The following is a 16962-nucleotide window of genomic DNA, read 5'->3' as shown; positions in this document are numbered from 1 at the left end:
GTTACTCCTTCGCCTCGTGACGGCCCAGGTGGAAGGCCGCGACCAGCGCGCCGAGCAACAGCAGCGAGGCCAGCTCGACGATCAGCAGGTAGGGGCCGAACAGAGCGATGCCGACTTCCTTCGGGCCGACCTCGGTATGCCCCAGCGTCGCTCCCGAGGGTTCGCTGAACAGTGCATAAAGCAGCTGGGCGAGCAGGGCGGCGGCCAGCAGCGACGGGCCGATCCACAGGCGCGGGGCCATCCAGGCGCGTTCCTGGGCAACCGTGTTGTGCCCCAGGTTGAGCATCATCACCACGAAGACGAAGAGCACCATGATGGCGCCGGCGTAGACGATGATTTCCAGCGCGCCGGCGAAGGGTGCGCCGAGGGCGAAGAAGCACATGGCCACCGCCAGCAGCGAGATGACCAGGTAGAGCAGGGCATGCACCGGATTGCTGCCGGTGATGACCCGCAGCGTGGACACCACGGCCACGCCGGAGGAAAAGTAGAAGGCGAATTCCATCAGCGAGTCCTCGACGGGTGGGTGGCCGGCGCGAAGCCGGCCAGCGGGAAATCTGCGAATCGGCATGGGCTCATGGCAGCAACCCCTTGACGTTGATCGGCTCGGCCTCGTTCTGCGCGGCGCCCTTGGGCTTGCCGGCGATGGCCAGGCCCGAGACACGGTAGAAGTTGTAGTCCGGGTACTTGCCGGGGCCGGAAATCAGCAGGTCTTCCTTCTCGTACACCAGGTCCTGGCGCTTGTATTCGCCCATCTCGAAATCCGGGGTGAGCTGGATGGCGTTGGTCGGGCAGGCTTCCTCGCAGAGGCCGCAGAAAATGCAGCGCGAGAAGTTGATGCGGAAGAATTCCGGATACCAGCGACCTTCCTCGGTCTCGGCCTTTTGCAGCGAGATGCAGCCCACCGGGCAGGCCACCGCGCAGAGGTTGCAGGCCACGCAGCGCTCTTCGCCGTCGGGGTCGCGGGTCAGGACGATGCGACCGCGATAGCGCGGCGGCAGATAGACCGCTTCTTCCGGGTATTGCAGGGTGTCGCGCTTGCGAAAGCCGTGGCTGAAGACCATCACCAGGCTGCGCAACTGGGTGTAGGTGCCGTGCAGCACCGCGCCAATGTATTTGAACATGCTGTTTTCTCCTTACTGGGCCGCGGCCAGCACGAGTGCGCCGGTCACCAGCAGGTTGATCAGGGTCAGCGGCAGGCAGAATTTCCAGCCGAAGGACATTACCTGGTCGTAGCGTGGCCGGGGGATGGACGCTCGCAGCAGGATGAAGATCATGATGAAGAAGCCGGTCTTGAGCGCGAACCAGAAGAACGACAGCCAGGGCAGGGTGTCGAGGAAGGGCCCGTGCCAGCCACCGAAGAACAGCGTGGTCAACAGCGCCGAGATGGTCACGATACCGATGTATTCGCCGACGAAGAACATGCCCCATTTCATTCCGGCATATTCGACGTGATAGCCGTCGGCCAATTCCTGCTCGGCTTCCGGCTGGTCGAAGGGGTGGCGGTGGGTGACCGCGACGCCAGCGATGAAGAAGGTACAGAAACCGAAGAACTGCGGAATGATGAACCACAGGTTCTGCTGCTGGTAGTCGACGATATCGCGCATGTTGAACGAGCCGACCTGGGCGACGATGCCCATCAGCGACAGGCCGAGGAACACCTCGTAGGACACCGTCTGCGCCGAGGCGCGCAGGGCGCCGAGCAGGGCGAACTTGTTGTTGCTCGCCCAACCGGCGAACAGCACCGCATACACCGTAAGGCCGGCCATGGCGAAGAAGAACAGCAGACCGATGTTCAGGTCCGCCACGCCCCAGGTCGGCGTGATCGGCACGATGGCGAAGGCGATCAGCAGCGAGCCCATCGCCACCACCGGTGCCAGGGTGAAGATCAGGCGGTCGGAGAACGGCGGGTTCCAGTCTTCCTTGAAGAACATCTTCAGCATGTCGGCAGCGAGCTGGAACATGCCGAACGGCCCGACCCGGTTGGGGCCGTGGCGGTCCTGCCACCAGCCCAGCAAGCGCCGTTCGACGAAGCTCAGCAGCGCCCCGGCAACCACCACTGCCAGCATGATGACGAGGGATTTGATCACCTGAATGATCACGTCGAGGATTTCGGGCGTCAGCCAGCTCATGCCGTGATCTCCTTCAGTGCAGTAACCGCGGCGCCGGCGATCACTGCCGGAATGCCGGCCAGACCGACCGGCAAGCCGACCAGGCCGTCAGCCAGTTCGGGCAGGATGCGCAACGGCAGACGCAGGGTCTGACCCTTGACCTCAAGGCCGAGCAACATGCCTTCGGTCAGTGCCAGACGCTGCGCCTCTTCTTCGCCAAGGGCCACATAGGGTGCGGGAATGCGTTGCTGGATCGGCGCGGCGAGTGCAGAGGTTTCGTCACTGCCGAACAGGTGATGCAGCGGCACCGCCTGCCACTGGCCGGGACGAGGCGCCGTGGCGGCATTGGCGGCAAACCATGGCAGTTCCGCAGTGCCGGCCTGGATCAGGCGAACGCCGGGATCGCCCGCGCGCAGATGACCGCCCACTTCGTCCTGGAGCTTGTTCCAGGCCTGTGGCGAGTTCCAGCCGGGCGACCAGGCGAAGGGCACCTGCTGGCGGTTCTCGACGGTGCCGCCATAGCCTTCCATGGAGTAGGCGAAGGGCGAATCCTGATCCTGCGGCTGACGTGGCTCGTGCACGCTGATGTTGGCGCGCATGGCGGTGCGACCGCTGTAGCGCAGCGGCTGACGCGCCAGCTTGAGGCCCTTGATGCGGAACGAGGCCAGCGGCGCGGCCTCGACGATGGCGGCCAGTGACGGGTTGGCGGCGGCGCAGGCGGCGCTGGCCTGGTCCAGATCGGTCCAGTCCACGGCCTTGCCCTGCAGGGTGCAGTGCAGGGCGTGCAGCCAGCGCCAGCCTTCGCGCACGAGAATCTTGCCGTCGTAGTAGCTGGGTTCGAACACCTGGAAGAAGCGTTGCGCACGCCCTTCCTGGCTGACCAGGGTGCCGTCGGCTTCGGCGAAGCTGGCCACCGGCAGCAGTAGATGGGCCTTGGCACTGGTTTCAGTACGCTGGTGATCGGCAACGATCACGATTTCTGCCGCGGTCAATGCGGCATCCACCTGGCTGCGCTCGGCGCGGCGGTAGAGGTCGTTTTCCAGCACCAGTACGGCGTTGGCGGTGCCTGCGTCGAGTTCGCGCAAGGCGGCGTCTGCGGAATGGTCACGGCTTTCGCCTTCGAGCATCAGGGCCAGGCCCATGCTGTTGGCTTCAGGCACGATCAGGCTGATGGACGCGTTTTTCTCGCGGTTCTTCAGGGCCTGGGCGATGTTCGCCGCCGCTTCGATCAGGGCGCGGAAGCCCAGGGAGGCGCCGGAGACGATCAACGGACGCTTGCCAGCCAGCAGGGCGGTGGCGATGCGTTGCGCCAGCTGCGCGGCGCCGGCTTCGAGGCCGGTCACTGCCGGGGCGCCGGGGTCGATGGCGTGGGCGACGGCGAAGCCGAGGCGGGCCAGATCCTCGGGTGCGGCCTGCACGCATTCCTCGGCGATATCGTCGAGGCGGGTAGCGGTGACGCTGGCAATGAACAATGGACTGCGGGCGTCCTGCGCGACGTTCTGCACCGCCGCCTGATGCCAGTCGGGAATCTTCGCCTGGGCGGCGATCTCGGTGGCGCGGCCCTTAACCGACTGGCGCAGGGCCAGCGCCATGCGTGCGGCAGTCTGGGTCAGGTCTTCGCCAAGGACGAACACCGCGTCGTGGCTTTCGATATCGCGCAGCGTGGGCACCGGCAGCGGGCCGTTGCGCAGGATGTCGCGGATCAGCAGCAGGTTTTCCAGCTCGGCGGCGGCGATGCCGCTGTAGAAATTGTCCCTGCCGACCAGTTCGCGCAGGGCGTGGTTGCTTTCCAGGCTGGCGCGCGGCGAGCCGATGCCGATCAGGCGCTTGCCCTTGAGCAGCTCGGCGGCGGCGTCGAGGGCGGCATCGACGCCCAGGGTGTCACCGCTCAGCAGCGGCTGGCGCGGGCGGTCGTCGCGGTTGACGTAGCCGTAGCCGAAGCGACCGCGATCGCAGAGAAAATAGTGGTTCACCTCACCATTGAAGCGGTTTTCGATACGGCGGATCTCGCCGTAGCGTTCGCCGGGGCTGATATTGCAGCCAAGCGAGCAGCCGTGGCAGATGCTGGGGGCGAACTGCATGTCCCACTTGCGGTTGTAGCGCTCGGAGTGGGTCTTGTCGGTGAAGACGCCGGTGGGGCAGACCTCGGTGAGGTTGCCGGAGAACTCGCTTTCCAGCACGCCGTCTTCAACACGACCGAAGTAGACGTTGTCGTGGGTGCCGAACACGCCCAGGTCGGTACCGCCAGCGTAATCCTTGTAGTAGCGCGTGCAGCGGTAGCAGGCGATGCAGCGGTTCATCTCATGAGCGATGAAGGGGCCGAGTTCCTGGTTCTGGTGGGTGCGTTTGGTGAAGCGGTAGCGGCGCTTGTTGTGGCCGGTCATCACCGTCATGTCCTGCAGATGGCAATGACCGCCTTCCTCGCACACCGGGCAGTCGTGCGGGTGATTGAGCATCAGCCACTCGACGACGCTGGCGCGGAAGGCCTTGGCCTCCTCGTCGTCGATGGAGATCCAGCTGTTGTCGGTGGCCGGCGTCATGCAGGACATGACCAGCCGCCCGCGCGTGTCGTTCTCGTCGCTGTACTGCTTGACCGCGCACTGGCGGCAGGCGCCGACGCTGCCCAGCGCCGGGTGCCAGCAGAAATAGGGAACATCGAGGCCGAGTGACAGACAGGCCTGTAACAGGTTGTCCGCCCCATCGACTTCGTAGTCTTTGCCGTCTACGTGGATAGTGGCCATTTCTAGGTCTTCTCATCCGCTTGCGCGGGTCTGGCTAATAGGAAATCTTTTTGCTTGAGGCCGAAGACTGGGCCGGGCTCGGCCTTCGGCGTCGTTCAATTCGTTATGCCGGCTGTGGGGGCGTGGCTGTCGCCTGGGCAACGCCCGCCTCGAACTCATGGCGGAAATACTTGATCGCGGCGCCCAGCGGCTCCACTGCGCCGGGCGCGTGGGCACAGAAGGTCTTGCCGGGGCCGAGGAAGTCCACCAGTTGCAGCAGGATGTCGAGGTCCTGGGGTGTACCCTGGCCGCGCTCCAGCGCACGCAGGGTCTTTACGCTCCAGGGCAGGCCGTCGCGGCACGGCGTACACCAGCCGCAGGATTCGCGGGCGAAGAACTCTTCCATATTGCGCAGCAGCGAGACCATGTTGATGCTGTGGTCCACGGCCAACGCCAGACCGGTACCCATGCGCGTGCCGAATTTGGCGACGCCGCCGGCGTACATCTGTGCCTCCAGGTGCTCGGGCAGCAGAAAGCCGGTGCCGGCCCCGCCAGGCTGCCAGCATTTGAGCGTGTAGCCATCCTTCATGCCGCCGGCATAGTCCTCGAACAACTCGCGGGCGCTGATGCCGAAGGGCAGTTCCCAGATGCCGGGATTCTTCACCTTGCCGGAGAAGCCCATCAGCTTGCTGCCGTGGTCTTCGCTGCCGGCGCGCGCCAGGGATTTGTACCAGGCCACGCCGTTGCCGATGATCGCCGGCACGTTGCACAGGGTCTCGACGTTGTTGACGCAGGTCGGCTTGCCCCAGACGCCCACCGCAGCCGGGAACGGCGGCTTGGCGCGCGGGTTGGCGCGGCGGCCTTCCAGCGAGTTGATCAGCGCGGTTTCTTCGCCACAGATATAGCGCCCGGCGCCGGTGTGGACGAACAGCTCGAAATCGAAGCCGCTGCCCAGGATGTTGCTGCCCAGGAGGCCTGCGGCCTTGGCTTCGTCGATGGCACGGTTGAGGATGCGCGCCGCATCGACGTATTCGCCGCGCAGGAAGATATAGCCACGGTAGGCCTTGAGCGCGCGCGCGCTGATGATCATGCCTTCGATCAGCAGGTGCGGCAGCTGCTCCATCAGCAGCCGGTCCTTCCAGGTGTTGGGTTCCATTTCATCCGCGTTGCACAGCAGGTAGCGGATGTTCATGGACTCGTCGCTGGGCATCAGGCCCCACTTGACGCCGGTGGGAAAGCCGGCGCCGCCACGCCCCTTGAGACCGGAATCCCTGACCGTCTGCACGATGTCGGCCTGGGCCATCTCGGCCAGGGCCTTGCGCAGCGCGGCGTAGCCGTTCTTCTGGCGGTATTCGTCGAGCCATACCGGCTGGCCGTCGTCGCGCAGACGCCAGGTCATCGGATGGGTTTCTTCGTGACGTTCGATGCGGTTGGCCGGACCGAAGGATGCCAGTTGCTTGATGACGCTCATGGATAGGCCTCCAGCAGCGCGGCGACGCCATTGGCAGGCACATCGCCGTAGGTATCGTCATCGATCATCAGCGCTGGGGCCTTGTCGCAGTTACCCAGGCAGCACACCGGAATCAGGGTGAAGCGGTTGTCGGCGGTGGTCTGGCCGGGCTCGATGCCGATCTCTTGCTTGATGCTGTCGAGCACATTCTCGTGGCCGCCGATATAGCAGGTCATGCTGTCGCAGACGCGGATGATGTGGCGGCCCACCGGCTGGCGGAAAATCTGGCTGTAGAAGGTGGCCACGCCTTCGATGTCGCTGGCGGGGATACCGAGAATCTCGCTGATGGCATCGCAGGCGCCATCCGGCACCCAGCCACGCTGCTTCTGCACGATCTTCAGGGCTTCGATAGACGCCGCGCGCGGGTCTTCGTAATGGTGCATCTCGTGCTCGATGGCCGAGCGTTCGGTTTCGCTGAGGACGAAACGGTCAGTCTTGATCAGAGTGCTCATATCAGCGGTCCACGTCGGCCATAACGAAATCGATGCTGCCCAGGTAGGCGATCAGGTCCGGGATCATGCTGCCGCGAATCACCGAGGGGATCTGCTGCAGATGCGGGAAACTGGGCGTGCGGATGCGCGTGCGGTAGCTCATGGTGCTGCCGTCGCTGGTCAGGTAGTAGCTGTTGATGCCCTTGGTCGCTTCGATCATCTGGAAGCTCTCGTTGGCCGGCATCACAGGACCCCAGGAGACCTGCAGGAAGTGCGTGATCAGGGTTTCGATGTGCTGCAGCGTGCGCTCTTTCGGCGGCGGTGTGGTCAGCGGGTGATCGGCCTTGTAGGGGCCTTCGGGCATGTGCTTGAGGCACTGCTCGATGATCTTCAGGCTCTCGCGCATCTCGCCCATCTTGACCATGCAACGGTCATAGGCGTCGCCGTTGACCGCCAGCGGCACTTCGAAATCGAAATGCTGGTAGCCGGAGTAGGGGCGTGCCTTGCGAATGTCGAAGTCGCAGCCGGTGGCGCGCAGGCCGGCGCCGGTGGTGCCCCATTCCAGCGCTTCCTTGGTGTTGTAGGCGGCCACGCCCTTGGTACGCCCGATCAGGATGCTGTTCTTCAGCGCGGCCTTTTCGTACTCGTTGAGGCGCTTGGGCATCCAGTCGAGGAATTCGCGCACCAGTTTGTCCCAGCCGCGCGGCAGGTCGTGGGCGACGCCACCGATGCGGTACCAGGCCGGGTGCATGCGGAAACCGGTGATGGCCTCGATCACCTGGTAGGCGCGCTGGCGGTCGGTGAAGGTGAAGAACACCGGGGTCATTGCGCCGACGTCCTGGATGTAGGTGCCCAGATACAGCAGGTGGTTCTGGATGCGGAAGAACTCGGCCATCATTACGCGGATAAAGTCGACGCGCGACGGCACGGTGATGCCGGCCAGTTTCTCCACGGCCAGCACGTAGGGCAGGTTGTTCATCACCCCGCCCAGGTAGTCGATGCGGTCGGTGTAGGGGATGAAGCTGTGCCAGCTCTGGCGCTCGGCCATCTTCTCGGCGCCGCGATGGTGGTAGCCGATTTCCGGCACGCAATCGAGGATTTCCTCGCCGTCCAGCTGCAGGATGATGCGGAAGGCGCCGTGGGCCGAGGGGTGGTTCGGGCCGAGGTTGAGGAACATGTAGTCCTCGTGCTCGCTGCCGCGTTTCATGCCCCAGTCCTCGGGCTTGAAGCGCAGGGCTTCCTGTTCCAGGTCCTGCTTGGCGGCGGTCAGACTGTAGGGATCGAACTCGGTGGCGCGCGCCGGGTAGTCCTTGCGTAGCGGATGGCCTTCCCAGGTGGGTGGCATCAGCATGCGGGTGAGGAACGGATGGCCCGCGAAGGTGACGCCGAACATGTCCCAGATTTCGCGTTCGTACCAGTTGGCGTTCGGCCAGACGGAGACGGCGGTCGGCAGGTTGAGATCGCCTTCGTTGAGCGCGACCTTGATCATCACGTCGCTGTTACGCTCCAGCGACATCAGGTGATAGAACACGCTGAAATCGGCGGCGGGCAGGCCACGACGCTGGGTGCGCAGGCGCTCGTCGGTGGCGCTCAGGTCGTAGAGCATCACATAGGGCTTGCTGACCTGGCGCAGGAAGCCCAGCACCTCGATGAGCTTTTCGCGGGGCACCCAGAGCACCGGCATGCCGGTCAGGCTGGGTTGCAGCATGAAGGTTTCGGCGCCGAAGCGCGCGTTCAGTTCGACGACAATATCCTGGTCGTCAGCCTTGTAGGGCGGGATATACAGCGCATTGCCTGCAGTCATGATCTCGGTCGCTTTTCGGTCAACGTTTGGGTGTGCGAAGGCCTTCCGGTCGGGAAAGCCGAAATTCACACGTCGTCGGGGCTGCGCAGGTTGGTGACCTGGATACGCTGTTCGCGTCGCTGTTCTTTCTGCGACGGCATCTCGGCGCGATAGACGCCTTGATCACCGACGACCCAGGAAAGCGGGCGGCGCTCCTTGCCGATGGATTCCTGCAGCAGTTGCAAGCCTTGCAGGAACGCCTCGGGGCGGGGCGGGCAGCCGGGTATGTACACGTCCACGGGGAGGAACTTGTCGACCCCCTGAACGACCGAGTAGATGTCGTACATACCACCGGAGTTGGCGCACGAACCCATGGAGATGACCCACTTGGGTTCGAGCATCTGTTCGTACAGGCGCTGGATGACGGGCGCCATCTTGATGAAGCAGGTGCCGGCGATGACCATGAAGTCGGCCTGGCGCGGCGAGGCGCGAATCACCTCGGCACCGAAGCGGGCGATGTCATGGGGAGCGGTGAAGGCCGTGGTCATCTCCACATAGCAGCACGACAGGCCGAAGTTGTACGGCCAGAGGGAATTCTTGCGCCCCCAGTTGACCGCGCCACTCAGCACGTCTTCCAGCTTGCCCATGTAGATGTTGCGATGAACCTGGTCTTCTAATGGATCGGCAACAGTCTCCTGCTGGCCGATCGGATAACGGTCATTGACCGCATCCGGATCGATCCGGGTAAGTTTGTATTGCATGTGAAGAGCCTCATTGTTTCAGCCTCGCTTGCCGCTTGCGGCGCCCTTCAGGTGACCAGTCAAGTGCACCTGTCGAGGCCTCGTAGACAAGACCCGCGAACAGAATTGTTATGAAAACGGTAGCGCCGACAAGGCCGGTCCAGCCGCTTTCGCGCACCGAGACCGCCCAGGCGAAGAGAAACAGGGCTTCAACGTCGAAGATCACGAAAAGTATCGCGACCAGATAGAATTTTGCGGAGAAACGCAGCCGCGCGTTGCCCGTGGGGAGAATGCCGGATTCGAAGGGTTCGTTCTTGGCGCGGCCCCAGGCCTTGCTGCCAAGCAGGCTGGACACGCCGAGCATGAAGGCGCACAGCGCTGCGACGCCCAGGAGAAAGACCGCAAAGCCCCAGTTGTGGGACAGGGATACATCAGGCATACCGGACTCCTTGTCGGACCGGCTTGTTATGGTGCTTGTCGATGTGACGATGCGTCGCAAGCTCTTGATGGTCTGACATTCTAGGGCAATAAAAAAATAAGTACATGTTTCCTCATGAAACTTGTCGATATATTTCCCCCGCGTTGATCAAAAGCAAGAAAAAACATTGACTTCCTCCCCACCCTAAAGAGCGGGGATTCCTACAGCTAGACGGCGAAGTCCCGCCGCGAGGATGTTCCGGGCCGCGTTCACATCGCGGTCGTGGGCTGTACCGCAGTCCACGCAGGTCCATTCCCTTATTCGCAAGCCGGCTCTACCTTTCGGACTACTGGCGGAAATGCTTCCGCAGCACGAACAGGCTTGGGTGGTATAGCGCTCGTTCACAACCTCAAAAACCACGCCTGCCCGATGGCATTTCTGCTCCAGCATGGTTTTCAGTTGGCACCATCCCGCATCGAGCGTGGATTTGGCCATCTTGGTCCTGACGAGTTTTCCGCTCGCTACGTCGCCCACGAAAATAGCGGCGCTGCGCTCAACCAGCGCAGTGGAGAATTTGTGCTGGCCATCCTTGCGCTGATTCTTGATCTTGTCGTGGAGGGCGCGAACACGCGCCTTCTTGCCGGCTCTCTGAGCAATGCCCAGCTTCTGCTCCAGGGCGCGGTACTGGCGACCCACCAGTACCTCTCCCTCCGAGGTCGTGGCAGCCGCCTTCAGGCCCAGATCAATGCCTACCGCAGCCGTTCCGGTGGGCATCTGCTGCTCAACCTGGACGCAGATATTGAGATACCAGCGGCCACGCGAATCTTCGCTGAAGCTGCCAGCCCGAAGGGCGTATTGGCTCAGGCCGTAGCTGTCCCAAAGTCCAAGCTTGAGGCCGGCAAACTGAATCTGGCCGTTTTTGTACTGCAAGGCGCGAGCCTTGAACGGCACCCAGCCCAGGCTGTATTTGCTGGACTGCCTGCTGGAAACACGCCAGCGGAGCCTGGACCGCTTGAACTGTTTGCGGGCTTTGGCGTAGTCCTCACACACCTGTTGCACGGTCGGTGAGCCAATGAGGATGCCGTCGCATTTACTCAAGCCGTTGGTCAACTTCTGCAGGTCGAATCCTGAGAGCCACTGGCTTTTATCCCGTATGGCGCGATGGCTGGTTTCGTTGCAATAGTTCCACACCAGATTAACCTCACGCGCCATCGCAAGCAGCGTTTTCGCGTGCTTGTCCTTGATGCGTAACTTGAGAGTCTTGGTGTGCTTCATGCTGTTTTTATATACAGTGTCGCGGAGGATTTCAACACCCCTACAGGGGTCGCTGCGCGACCCACGCTCTCGACCTCGGGCTAAACCCCGAGGCTTCTCGCGTAGGTGGTGACTTTCTCATCGCGGCAAGACAGCAAAAAGCCCAGCAGAGCACAACAGCAGTTGCTGATGGCCTGGGATCGTCAATACCCGGTGAGCGCGTGGGAACAGGAGCGTGACCGGCGGATCGCCAGAGTAATGGGGCATAGCAACCCATTCGTAACAGGTGAAAGATCCTGGAATCTCGGTATGCGAGTGAAGGGAGCGGGCACAATGGCACAGGCCATTCGGAGCGAACCAGTTCAGCACCAGGTATCTGGTGGATACGCCTCCAGCTCGCTTTCGCCGGTGATTGGCAACCGCAATAGCAATGTTTACCACCTGCCAGTGGGCTGTCCGAGCTATGAAAAAGTCGGAACGCGCAACCGGGTAGAGTTTGCGAGCGCTGCGGACGCCGAAGCTGCGGGTTTCAAACGGGCCGGAAACTGCCGATAAGGGCCGTTCGGAGGGGATATGCGGTTTTGTAGCCTTCAGGGCCAGGTTAACCCTTCCTGAGCCTCCAGGGCGCTGTGCGGTCGTTACAGCCCGTGCTGACGGGAAGCGTGAGGTGAGGGAGCGAGTTTTGCGTGCCTGGCCGGGTGTATCGTGAAGATCTCCCGGCCGGCCTCGATGATCAATCAACGGTCTGATGCTGTTTCGTTTTTGCAGTGTGCTGGGCCGGTACCGGACCAGAATGGGCTGGCGTAGTGGCCAAGGTGTGAGTAATCACCGAGCCGCTTTTGTTCGCCAGGTTCTTTGCCAGAGACTCGCGGACAACTTCCATCGTGAGTATTCGCGAGGTGGCAATCGCAGCTTTGAGGGGCTGGCCAGCTGCAACCAGTACCTCAACCATGTCCAGGGCCGTATTCACGCCGGCTTCAATTCGTTTCTCAACGCCATCAATCATCATCTTCTCGATCTCCATTTCAGGCAGCTGGCGGAATGCAAGCCGCCTCAGCAGAGCGTACGTGGTTCACCAGCTATTTGGGTAGAGCATCAAAGCGCGAGGCTAAAGGACGCATCCTAATTATTAGGCTGCTACCGAATTTAACATAACAAAGATTATAAGAAGTCTAAGCTGTTGTTTATAAAGGGTAAGTCTACTGATCAACGACGCCTTTTACTGACTCTCGGTACGTCGATAGCACCTCAGGTGTCTCTGGCGCGCCGGGCTCCTGAGCAACTGGGTCCGCAGTGGATGAGGCTACGAAAAAGCGCCCCCCAGGGAGTGCCGGCAACCGTTGCTTTACGTCTGGTCGTTTTACTGATCGCGAGTCTCTATCGAAGTTCTTGAGGCCAACGATCCTTGCAGCGGGTTGCCCATCGAGTACGAAGAATGGAAGGTTGGCATGCAGCATTGCGTCATACCGGCTGCGCTCGGAAAACCACAGCATGGCCCGCGGATGCGGAGCGATGGGCTTTGGCACATCCAGCATATCGGTTTCAGCCATATTCGCAATGCTGCGCAGATCGATCCACTGGGGGCTATTCACCACCGGCTCGCCGGTGGCCATAGATTTTTCATGGGCCTCGGCGAGCAGCACCTCACGGACGTGGCCAACAGTGACACGCTCTTTTCCTGAGGTGTGACCGGCCCAGGTGAATGTGATCTGTCTTGGGGCAGCATCAAAAACCTGGATTGCGCGCTTCAGCTGGTTGAGGGAGAAATTTTTCCCCAGGGCCTGGCGCATGATGTGGGAACGGCGGCTGACGGCAACGTTGCGAAACACTCGCTCAGCCTCGATCGCATCCACCAGCTCGCTCTTGCAGCGGTTCACCGCCCTGCCCTCATCGAGTATCGATCCGGAGAGGATAAAGTACCCCGGCAAACGCAGCACGGTACCTGGAGCCTGGCCGAGATCGCGCTCAAACTCGCGTAACGCCTCTACAGCGGCCTTGATCGCGTCAGTTCCTGTCAGTACCTGGACGTTAATTCGAGATGGCGTCCTCTGTTCAGTGAGGAGCGGGATGCGCCATATCATCCCGCCGACAACCAATGCGGGCCACTTCTCATTGAAAGCCTCAACGGTTTCGACCAAGCGCTCGTAAGCGGAGACAATTGCGTCAGTCATCTAGGATTCCTCATAATACCACCCCTTCACTACGGCTATACCGTATGCCCTCCTCCCCCTCCGCTCCATGTTAACCAGGAGCGACGCCGAGGGTGCGAAAACGATCTCGCGATTGAAGGGGTGGTATTATTGCGGATTCCACGGTCATCTGGCCACCCATTCCATGAGCATCTGACCACCGATTCCACGCTGATCCGGCCACCCATTCCACGCGCATCCGGCCACTGATTCCACGGCCATCCGGCCACTCAACCGGGCAGGCAGCTACGCAGGATTTCTTCACTACCATCGACCTCTTTTTCGAAGCAGAGAGGTCGTCGTGGAGCGTTTATCCATGCGTAAGATTCGCGAAGTACTACGTCTCAAGTTCGAGGTCGGACTATCAGCTCGCCAGATTGCGGTCAGCGTGCAGGTCGGTCGTGTCACCGTCGGCGACTACCTCAATCGTTTTGCCGCCAGTGGTCTCAGTTGGCCCTGTTCGTTGTCCGATGCCGAGTTGGAGCAGCAACTGTTCCCGCCGGCCCCGGCGGTTGCCAGCGAGAAGCGGCCTTTACCCGATTGGGCATGGGTGCATGCCGAACTGCGCCGCCCCGGGGTGACCCTGGCGCTGCTCTGGCAGGAGTACCGCCTGAGCCAGCCGCAGGGCTTTCAGTACAGCTGGTTCTGTGAGCACTACCGGGCCTGGCAGGGCAAGCTGGACGTGGTGATGCGTCAGGAGCACCGCGTCGGCGAGAAGCTGTTCGTCGACTATGCCGGCCAGACGGTGCCGGTTATCGACCGCCACAGCGGCGAGATCCGCCAGGCGCAGGTGTTCGTCGCGGTGCTCGGCGCGTCCAGCTACACCTTCGCCGAAGCCACCTGGTCGCAGCAGCTGCCGGACTGGCTAGGCTCGCATACCCGTTGCTTCGCCTTCCTCGGCGGCGTGCCGGAGATCGTGGTGCCGGACAACCTGCGCAGCGCGGTGAGCAAGGCCCATCGTTACGAGCCGGACATCAACCCCAGCTACCGCGACCTTGCCGAGCACTACGGAGTGGCGGTGGTGCCGGCGCGGGCACGCAAACCGCGCGACAAGGCCAAGGCCGAAGTCGGCGTGCAGGTGGTCGAGCGTTGGATCCTCGCGGCCCTGCGCAACCGTCAGTTCTTCTCCTTGGACGAACTCAACAGCGCCATCTCCGTGTTGCTGGAGCGGCTCAACCAACGCCCGTTCAAGAAGCTGCCGGGCTCGCGCCAGACGGCCTTCGACAGCCTGGATCGTCCGGCGCTGCGCCCCCTGCCGGAGCAACCCTACGTCTACGCCGAGTGGAAGAAAGCGCGGGTGCACATCGACTACCACGTCGAGGTCGATGGGCATTACTACTCGGTGCCGTATCAACTGGTGAAGAAGCAGCTGGAGGTGCGCCTGACGGCGCGCACCGTCGAGTGTTTCCACGCCAACCAGCGAGTGGCCAGCCACCTGCGCTCAATGCACAAGGGCCGGCACAGCACGCAGGCCGAGCACATGCCCAAGAGCCATCGCGAGCATGCCGAGTGGACGCCACAACGGCTGATCCGCTGGGCCGAGCAGACCGGGCCGAACACCGCCGGCGTGATCCGGCACATCCTCGAACGGCGCATCCATCCGCAGCAGGGCTACCGGGCCTGCCTGGGCATCCTGCGCCTGGGCAAAACCCACGGCGAAGTGCGCCTGGAGTTGGCCTGCCGTCGCGCCATCAGCCTCGGCACGTGCAGCTACAAGAGCCTCGAATCGATCCTGCGCCAGGGGCTGGAGAACCTGCCGCTGGCCCAGCAGCACCTGCCCCTGCTGCCGGACGACCACGCCAACCTGCGCGGCCCCGGCTACTACCACTGAACACAAGGAATCCCACCATGCTGCCCCATCCGACCCTGGACAAGCTGCAAACCCTGCGCCTGCACGGCATGCTCAAGGCGCTGAACGAACAACTGAAAACCCCGGACATCGACAGCCTGAGCTTCGAGGAACGCCTCGGCCTGCTGGTCGACCGCGAGCTGACTGAACGCGACGACAAGCGCCTGAGCAGCCGCCTGCGCCAGGCCCGGCTCAAGCACAACGCCTGCCTCGAAGACATCGACTACCGCAGCCCGCGCGGGCTGGATAAGGCGCTGATCCTGCAACTGAGCGGCGGCCAGTGGCTACGCGACGGCCTCAACCTGATCATCGGCGGCCCCACCGGTGTCGGTAAAACCTGGCTGGCCTGCGCCCTGGCCCACCAGGCCTGCCGAGAAGGCTACAGCGTGCGTTACCTGCGCTTGCCGCGTTTGCTGGAAGAACTGGGTCTGGCCCATGGCGACGGGCGCTTCGCCAAGCTGATGAGCAGCTACGCCAAGACCGACCTGCTGATCCTCGATGACTGGGGCTTGGCCCCGTTCACCGCCGAACAGCGGCGCGACATGCTGGAGCTACTGGACGACCGCTACGGCCAGCGCTCGACCATCGTTACCAGCCAGATGCCGGTGGACAACTGGCACGAACTGATCGGCGATCCGACCCTGGCCGACGCTATCCTCGACCGCCTGGTGCACAACGCTTACCGGATCAATCTGAAGGGTGAATCAATGCGCAAACGGACGCAGAAATTGACGACGCCAGCCAACCCGGACTAACAATGCCACCCCTGCGTCGCTGCGCTCCGACTGCCCGGCCGGATGGCCGTGGAACAGGTGGCCAGATGGCCCTGGAATGCCTGGCCAGATGAGAGCGGACTGGGTGGCCGGATGGCGTGGAATCCGCAGATGAAGCACTGGATTTCATTCACTCCCTCTCATCCAGTTTGGTGAAGCATGGTTATCGGGTGGTGAACGGCTTCGGCTGGGGGGTGGGCAGCGCTGTGATCAACGGTGCTCTGGATGCAATCTACTCCAACCCTGAGAAGTTCTCAGAAGACCAGCTTGTGATGAGGCCCTTCCCGCAGGTTGCTTCCCAGGGGCAGGACCTGAAAGTGCTATGGCAGCAATACCGTGAGCGGATGATCGCACTCTCAGGCATCGCGCTTTTCGTCTTCGGCAACAAGACTGAAGGCGGGGAGATCGTGAGCGCGCCTGGTGTGGAGCGAGAGTTCGACATTGCTGTGCGCCAGGGGGTTGTTCCGGTGCCGATCGGTGCTACGGGGTACAAGGCCAAGGAGCTTGCAGAGAAGGTCATGGCTGATCCGGCCAAGTACGCTCCTGATGATCAGTGGCTGGCTGAAAGCCTTAAGAATCTGAACGATCCGGCTGCCGGTGCGAAATCCATCGAAGCTGCAGTGCTCACCATCATCAAGAAGCTGGAAGGGGTATAAGGCGATGAAGCGTAACGTGTTTTATAGCTTCCACTTCGGCAAGGATGTGTTGCGCGTGCAGCAGATTCGCAACATGGGGGTGATCGATGGTGATGAACCCGTGAGCCCAAACCACTGGGAGGAGATCAAGCGTTCGGAGGAGGGGGTCAAGCGTTGGATCACCGAGAATCTCAAGCGCAAGACCTGCCTGGTGGTACTGATTGGTGAAGAGACAGCATCACGCAAATGGGTGAAGTTCGAGATCATGAAGGCCTGGGAGTTGGGCATCCCTGTGGTTGGTGTTCGTATCCACAACCTCAAGTGTCCAAATGCTGGCACTGGGGCATACGGCCTCAACCCCTTCGACTACGTGACGCTCAAGCGGGCTAACGGAACGGTGTACAGCCCACGGGTTTACGACCCCCGGGCAGATGATGCTTACGGTTCTATAAAAGCGAACCTGCCAGCATGGATTGAAACTGCCATCAAGGAGTGCGCGTAAGCGCACCCCTTTAAAGATAAGGGAGCAAGGCTTACGTGGCTTTCTTTACT

16 protein-coding genes and 1 pseudogene are annotated in these 16962 nt (G+C 62.2%); 5 read left to right on the top strand and 12 right to left on the bottom strand.

Annotated features, from left to right (window positions below; all coding sequences use genetic code 11):
• Window position 1: 1 nt before the first annotated feature.
• The 10 genes from nuoJ to HZR81_RS19225 all read right to left on the bottom strand — a co-directional run bounded on the left by nuoJ (window position 2) and on the right by HZR81_RS19225 (window position 10985).
• Window positions 2–502: an NADH-quinone oxidoreductase subunit J gene (gene nuoJ / locus HZR81_RS19270; protein WP_500128994.1), complete on the bottom strand. Its 501-nt coding sequence runs from the start codon at window positions 500–502 to the stop codon at window positions 2–4.
• Window positions 503–572: 70 nt separating this feature from the next.
• Complete coding sequence (nuoI, locus tag HZR81_RS19265; RefSeq protein ID WP_500128993.1) at window positions 573–1121, bottom strand: NADH-quinone oxidoreductase subunit NuoI; 549 nt, start codon at window positions 1119–1121, stop codon at window positions 573–575.
• A 12-nt stretch (window positions 1122–1133) separates the two neighbouring features.
• A complete protein-coding gene (gene nuoH, locus HZR81_RS19260) occupies window positions 1134–2129 on the bottom strand; it encodes an NADH-quinone oxidoreductase subunit NuoH (RefSeq protein WP_500128992.1) in 996 nt (331 codons plus the stop codon).
• Window positions 2126–4849: an NADH-quinone oxidoreductase subunit NuoG gene (gene nuoG, locus HZR81_RS19255; RefSeq protein ID WP_500128991.1), complete on the bottom strand. Its 2724-nt coding sequence runs from the start codon at window positions 4847–4849 to the stop codon at window positions 2126–2128. Before nuoG ends, nuoH begins: the two co-directional genes overlap by 4 nt.
• Window positions 4850–4952: 103 nt before the next feature.
• Window positions 4953–6299, bottom strand: a complete 1347-nt coding sequence (nuoF, locus tag HZR81_RS19250; RefSeq protein WP_500128990.1) for an NADH-quinone oxidoreductase subunit NuoF — start codon at window positions 6297–6299, stop codon at window positions 4953–4955.
• Window positions 6296–6790 carry an NADH-quinone oxidoreductase subunit NuoE gene (nuoE, locus tag HZR81_RS19245; RefSeq protein ID WP_500128989.1) on the bottom strand — a complete coding sequence of 165 codons (495 nt, stop codon included), beginning with the start codon at window positions 6788–6790 and terminating at the stop codon, window positions 6296–6298. Before nuoE ends, nuoF begins: the two co-directional genes overlap by 4 nt.
• 1 nt (window position 6791) lies before the next feature.
• Entirely contained in the window at window positions 6792–8573 is a 1782-nt protein-coding gene (nuoC, locus tag HZR81_RS19240) for an NADH-quinone oxidoreductase subunit C/D (RefSeq protein ID WP_500128988.1), read from the bottom strand.
• Window positions 8574–8638: 65 nt separating this feature from the next.
• Window positions 8639–9313, bottom strand: a complete 675-nt coding sequence (locus HZR81_RS19235) for a NuoB/complex I 20 kDa subunit family protein (RefSeq protein ID WP_340553455.1) — start codon at window positions 9311–9313, stop codon at window positions 8639–8641.
• Between the two features lie 10 nt (window positions 9314–9323).
• The gene (locus tag HZR81_RS19230) at window positions 9324–9731 is read right to left on the bottom strand and encodes an NADH-quinone oxidoreductase subunit A (RefSeq protein WP_500128987.1); all 408 of its coding nucleotides are present in this window, start codon (window positions 9729–9731) and stop codon (window positions 9324–9326) included.
• 183 nt (window positions 9732–9914) lie between these two features.
• Window positions 9915–10985 (bottom strand): RNA-guided endonuclease InsQ/TnpB family protein, encoded by a 1071-nt coding sequence (locus HZR81_RS19225; protein WP_500128986.1) that lies wholly within the window; start codon window positions 10983–10985, stop codon window positions 9915–9917.
• 144 nt (window positions 10986–11129) lie between these two features.
• On the opposite strand from HZR81_RS19225, the pseudogene HZR81_RS19220 reads away from it, so the two are divergent.
• Window positions 11130–11519: pseudogene (locus HZR81_RS19220) on the top strand (endonuclease); the annotation flags it as partial.
• A 178-nt stretch (window positions 11520–11697) separates the two neighbouring features.
• Here the strand turns inward: HZR81_RS19220 and HZR81_RS19215 are convergent.
• Window positions 11698–11988 carry a hypothetical protein gene (locus HZR81_RS19215; protein ID WP_011077912.1) on the bottom strand — a complete coding sequence of 97 codons (291 nt, stop codon included), beginning with the start codon at window positions 11986–11988 and terminating at the stop codon, window positions 11698–11700.
• A gap of 175 nt (window positions 11989–12163) precedes the next feature.
• Window positions 12164–13135, bottom strand: a complete 972-nt coding sequence (locus tag HZR81_RS19210; RefSeq protein WP_500128985.1) for a DNA replication terminus site-binding protein — start codon at window positions 13133–13135, stop codon at window positions 12164–12166.
• Between the two features lie 334 nt (window positions 13136–13469).
• On the opposite strand from HZR81_RS19210, the gene istA reads away from it, so the two are divergent.
• The 4 genes from istA to HZR81_RS19190 all read left to right on the top strand — a co-directional run bounded on the left by istA (window position 13470) and on the right by HZR81_RS19190 (window position 16912).
• Entirely contained in the window at window positions 13470–14984 is a 1515-nt protein-coding gene (istA, locus tag HZR81_RS19205) for an IS21-like element IS1491 family transposase (protein ID WP_019364253.1), read from the top strand.
• Window positions 14985–15001: 17 nt separating this feature from the next.
• Window positions 15002–15757 (top strand): IS21-like element ISPpu7 family helper ATPase IstB, encoded by a 756-nt coding sequence (gene istB, locus HZR81_RS19200; protein ID WP_003290589.1) that lies wholly within the window; start codon window positions 15002–15004, stop codon window positions 15755–15757.
• Window positions 15758–15873: 116 nt separating this feature from the next.
• On the top strand, window positions 15874–16431 hold the full coding sequence (locus tag HZR81_RS19195; protein WP_169882282.1) for a hypothetical protein: 558 nt from the start codon (window positions 15874–15876) through the stop codon (window positions 16429–16431).
• Window positions 16432–16435: 4 nt separating this feature from the next.
• Entirely contained in the window at window positions 16436–16912 is a 477-nt protein-coding gene (locus tag HZR81_RS19190; RefSeq protein WP_012315200.1) for a TIR domain-containing protein, read from the top strand.
• Window positions 16913–16962 lie beyond the last annotated feature (50 nt).

The organism is Pseudomonas sp. LM13, from assembly GCF_041381355.1.
In the GTDB taxonomy this organism is placed as follows: domain Bacteria; phylum Pseudomonadota; class Gammaproteobacteria; order Pseudomonadales; family Pseudomonadaceae; genus Stutzerimonas; species Stutzerimonas frequens.
This window is presented reverse-complemented; position numbering and strand designations above follow the sequence as displayed.

Coding starts and splice junctions, on each gene's coding strand:
- nuoH (WP_500128992.1), bottom strand. CDS start 2,129: ATGAGCTGGCTGACGCCCGAAATCCTCGACGTGATCATTCAGGTGATC.
- HZR81_RS19210 (WP_500128985.1), bottom strand. CDS start 13,135: ATGACTGACGCAATTGTCTCCGCTTACGAGCGCTTGGTCGAAACCGTT.
- nuoF (WP_500128990.1), bottom strand. CDS start 6,299: ATGAGCGTCATCAAGCAACTGGCATCCTTCGGTCCGGCCAACCGCATC.
- nuoE (WP_500128989.1), bottom strand. CDS start 6,790: ATGAGCACTCTGATCAAGACTGACCGTTTCGTCCTCAGCGAAACCGAA.
- HZR81_RS19215 (WP_011077912.1), bottom strand. CDS start 11,988: ATGGAGATCGAGAAGATGATGATTGATGGCGTTGAGAAACGAATTGAA.
- HZR81_RS19225 (WP_500128986.1), bottom strand. CDS start 10,985: ATGAAGCACACCAAGACTCTCAAGTTACGCATCAAGGACAAGCACGCG.
- nuoJ (WP_500128994.1), bottom strand. CDS start 502: ATGGAATTCGCCTTCTACTTTTCCTCCGGCGTGGCCGTGGTGTCCACG.
- HZR81_RS19190 (WP_012315200.1), top strand. CDS start 16,436: ATGAAGCGTAACGTGTTTTATAGCTTCCACTTCGGCAAGGATGTGTTG.
- HZR81_RS19235 (WP_340553455.1), bottom strand. CDS start 9,313: ATGCAATACAAACTTACCCGGATCGATCCGGATGCGGTCAATGACCGT.
- istA (WP_019364253.1), top strand. CDS start 13,470: ATGCGTAAGATTCGCGAAGTACTACGTCTCAAGTTCGAGGTCGGACTA.
- nuoI (WP_500128993.1), bottom strand. CDS start 1,121: ATGTTCAAATACATTGGCGCGGTGCTGCACGGCACCTACACCCAGTTG.
- istB (WP_003290589.1), top strand. CDS start 15,002: ATGCTGCCCCATCCGACCCTGGACAAGCTGCAAACCCTGCGCCTGCAC.
- nuoG (WP_500128991.1), bottom strand. CDS start 4,849: ATGGCCACTATCCACGTAGACGGCAAAGACTACGAAGTCGATGGGGCG.
- HZR81_RS19230 (WP_500128987.1), bottom strand. CDS start 9,731: ATGCCTGATGTATCCCTGTCCCACAACTGGGGCTTTGCGGTCTTTCTC.
- nuoC (WP_500128988.1), bottom strand. CDS start 8,573: ATGACTGCAGGCAATGCGCTGTATATCCCGCCCTACAAGGCTGACGAC.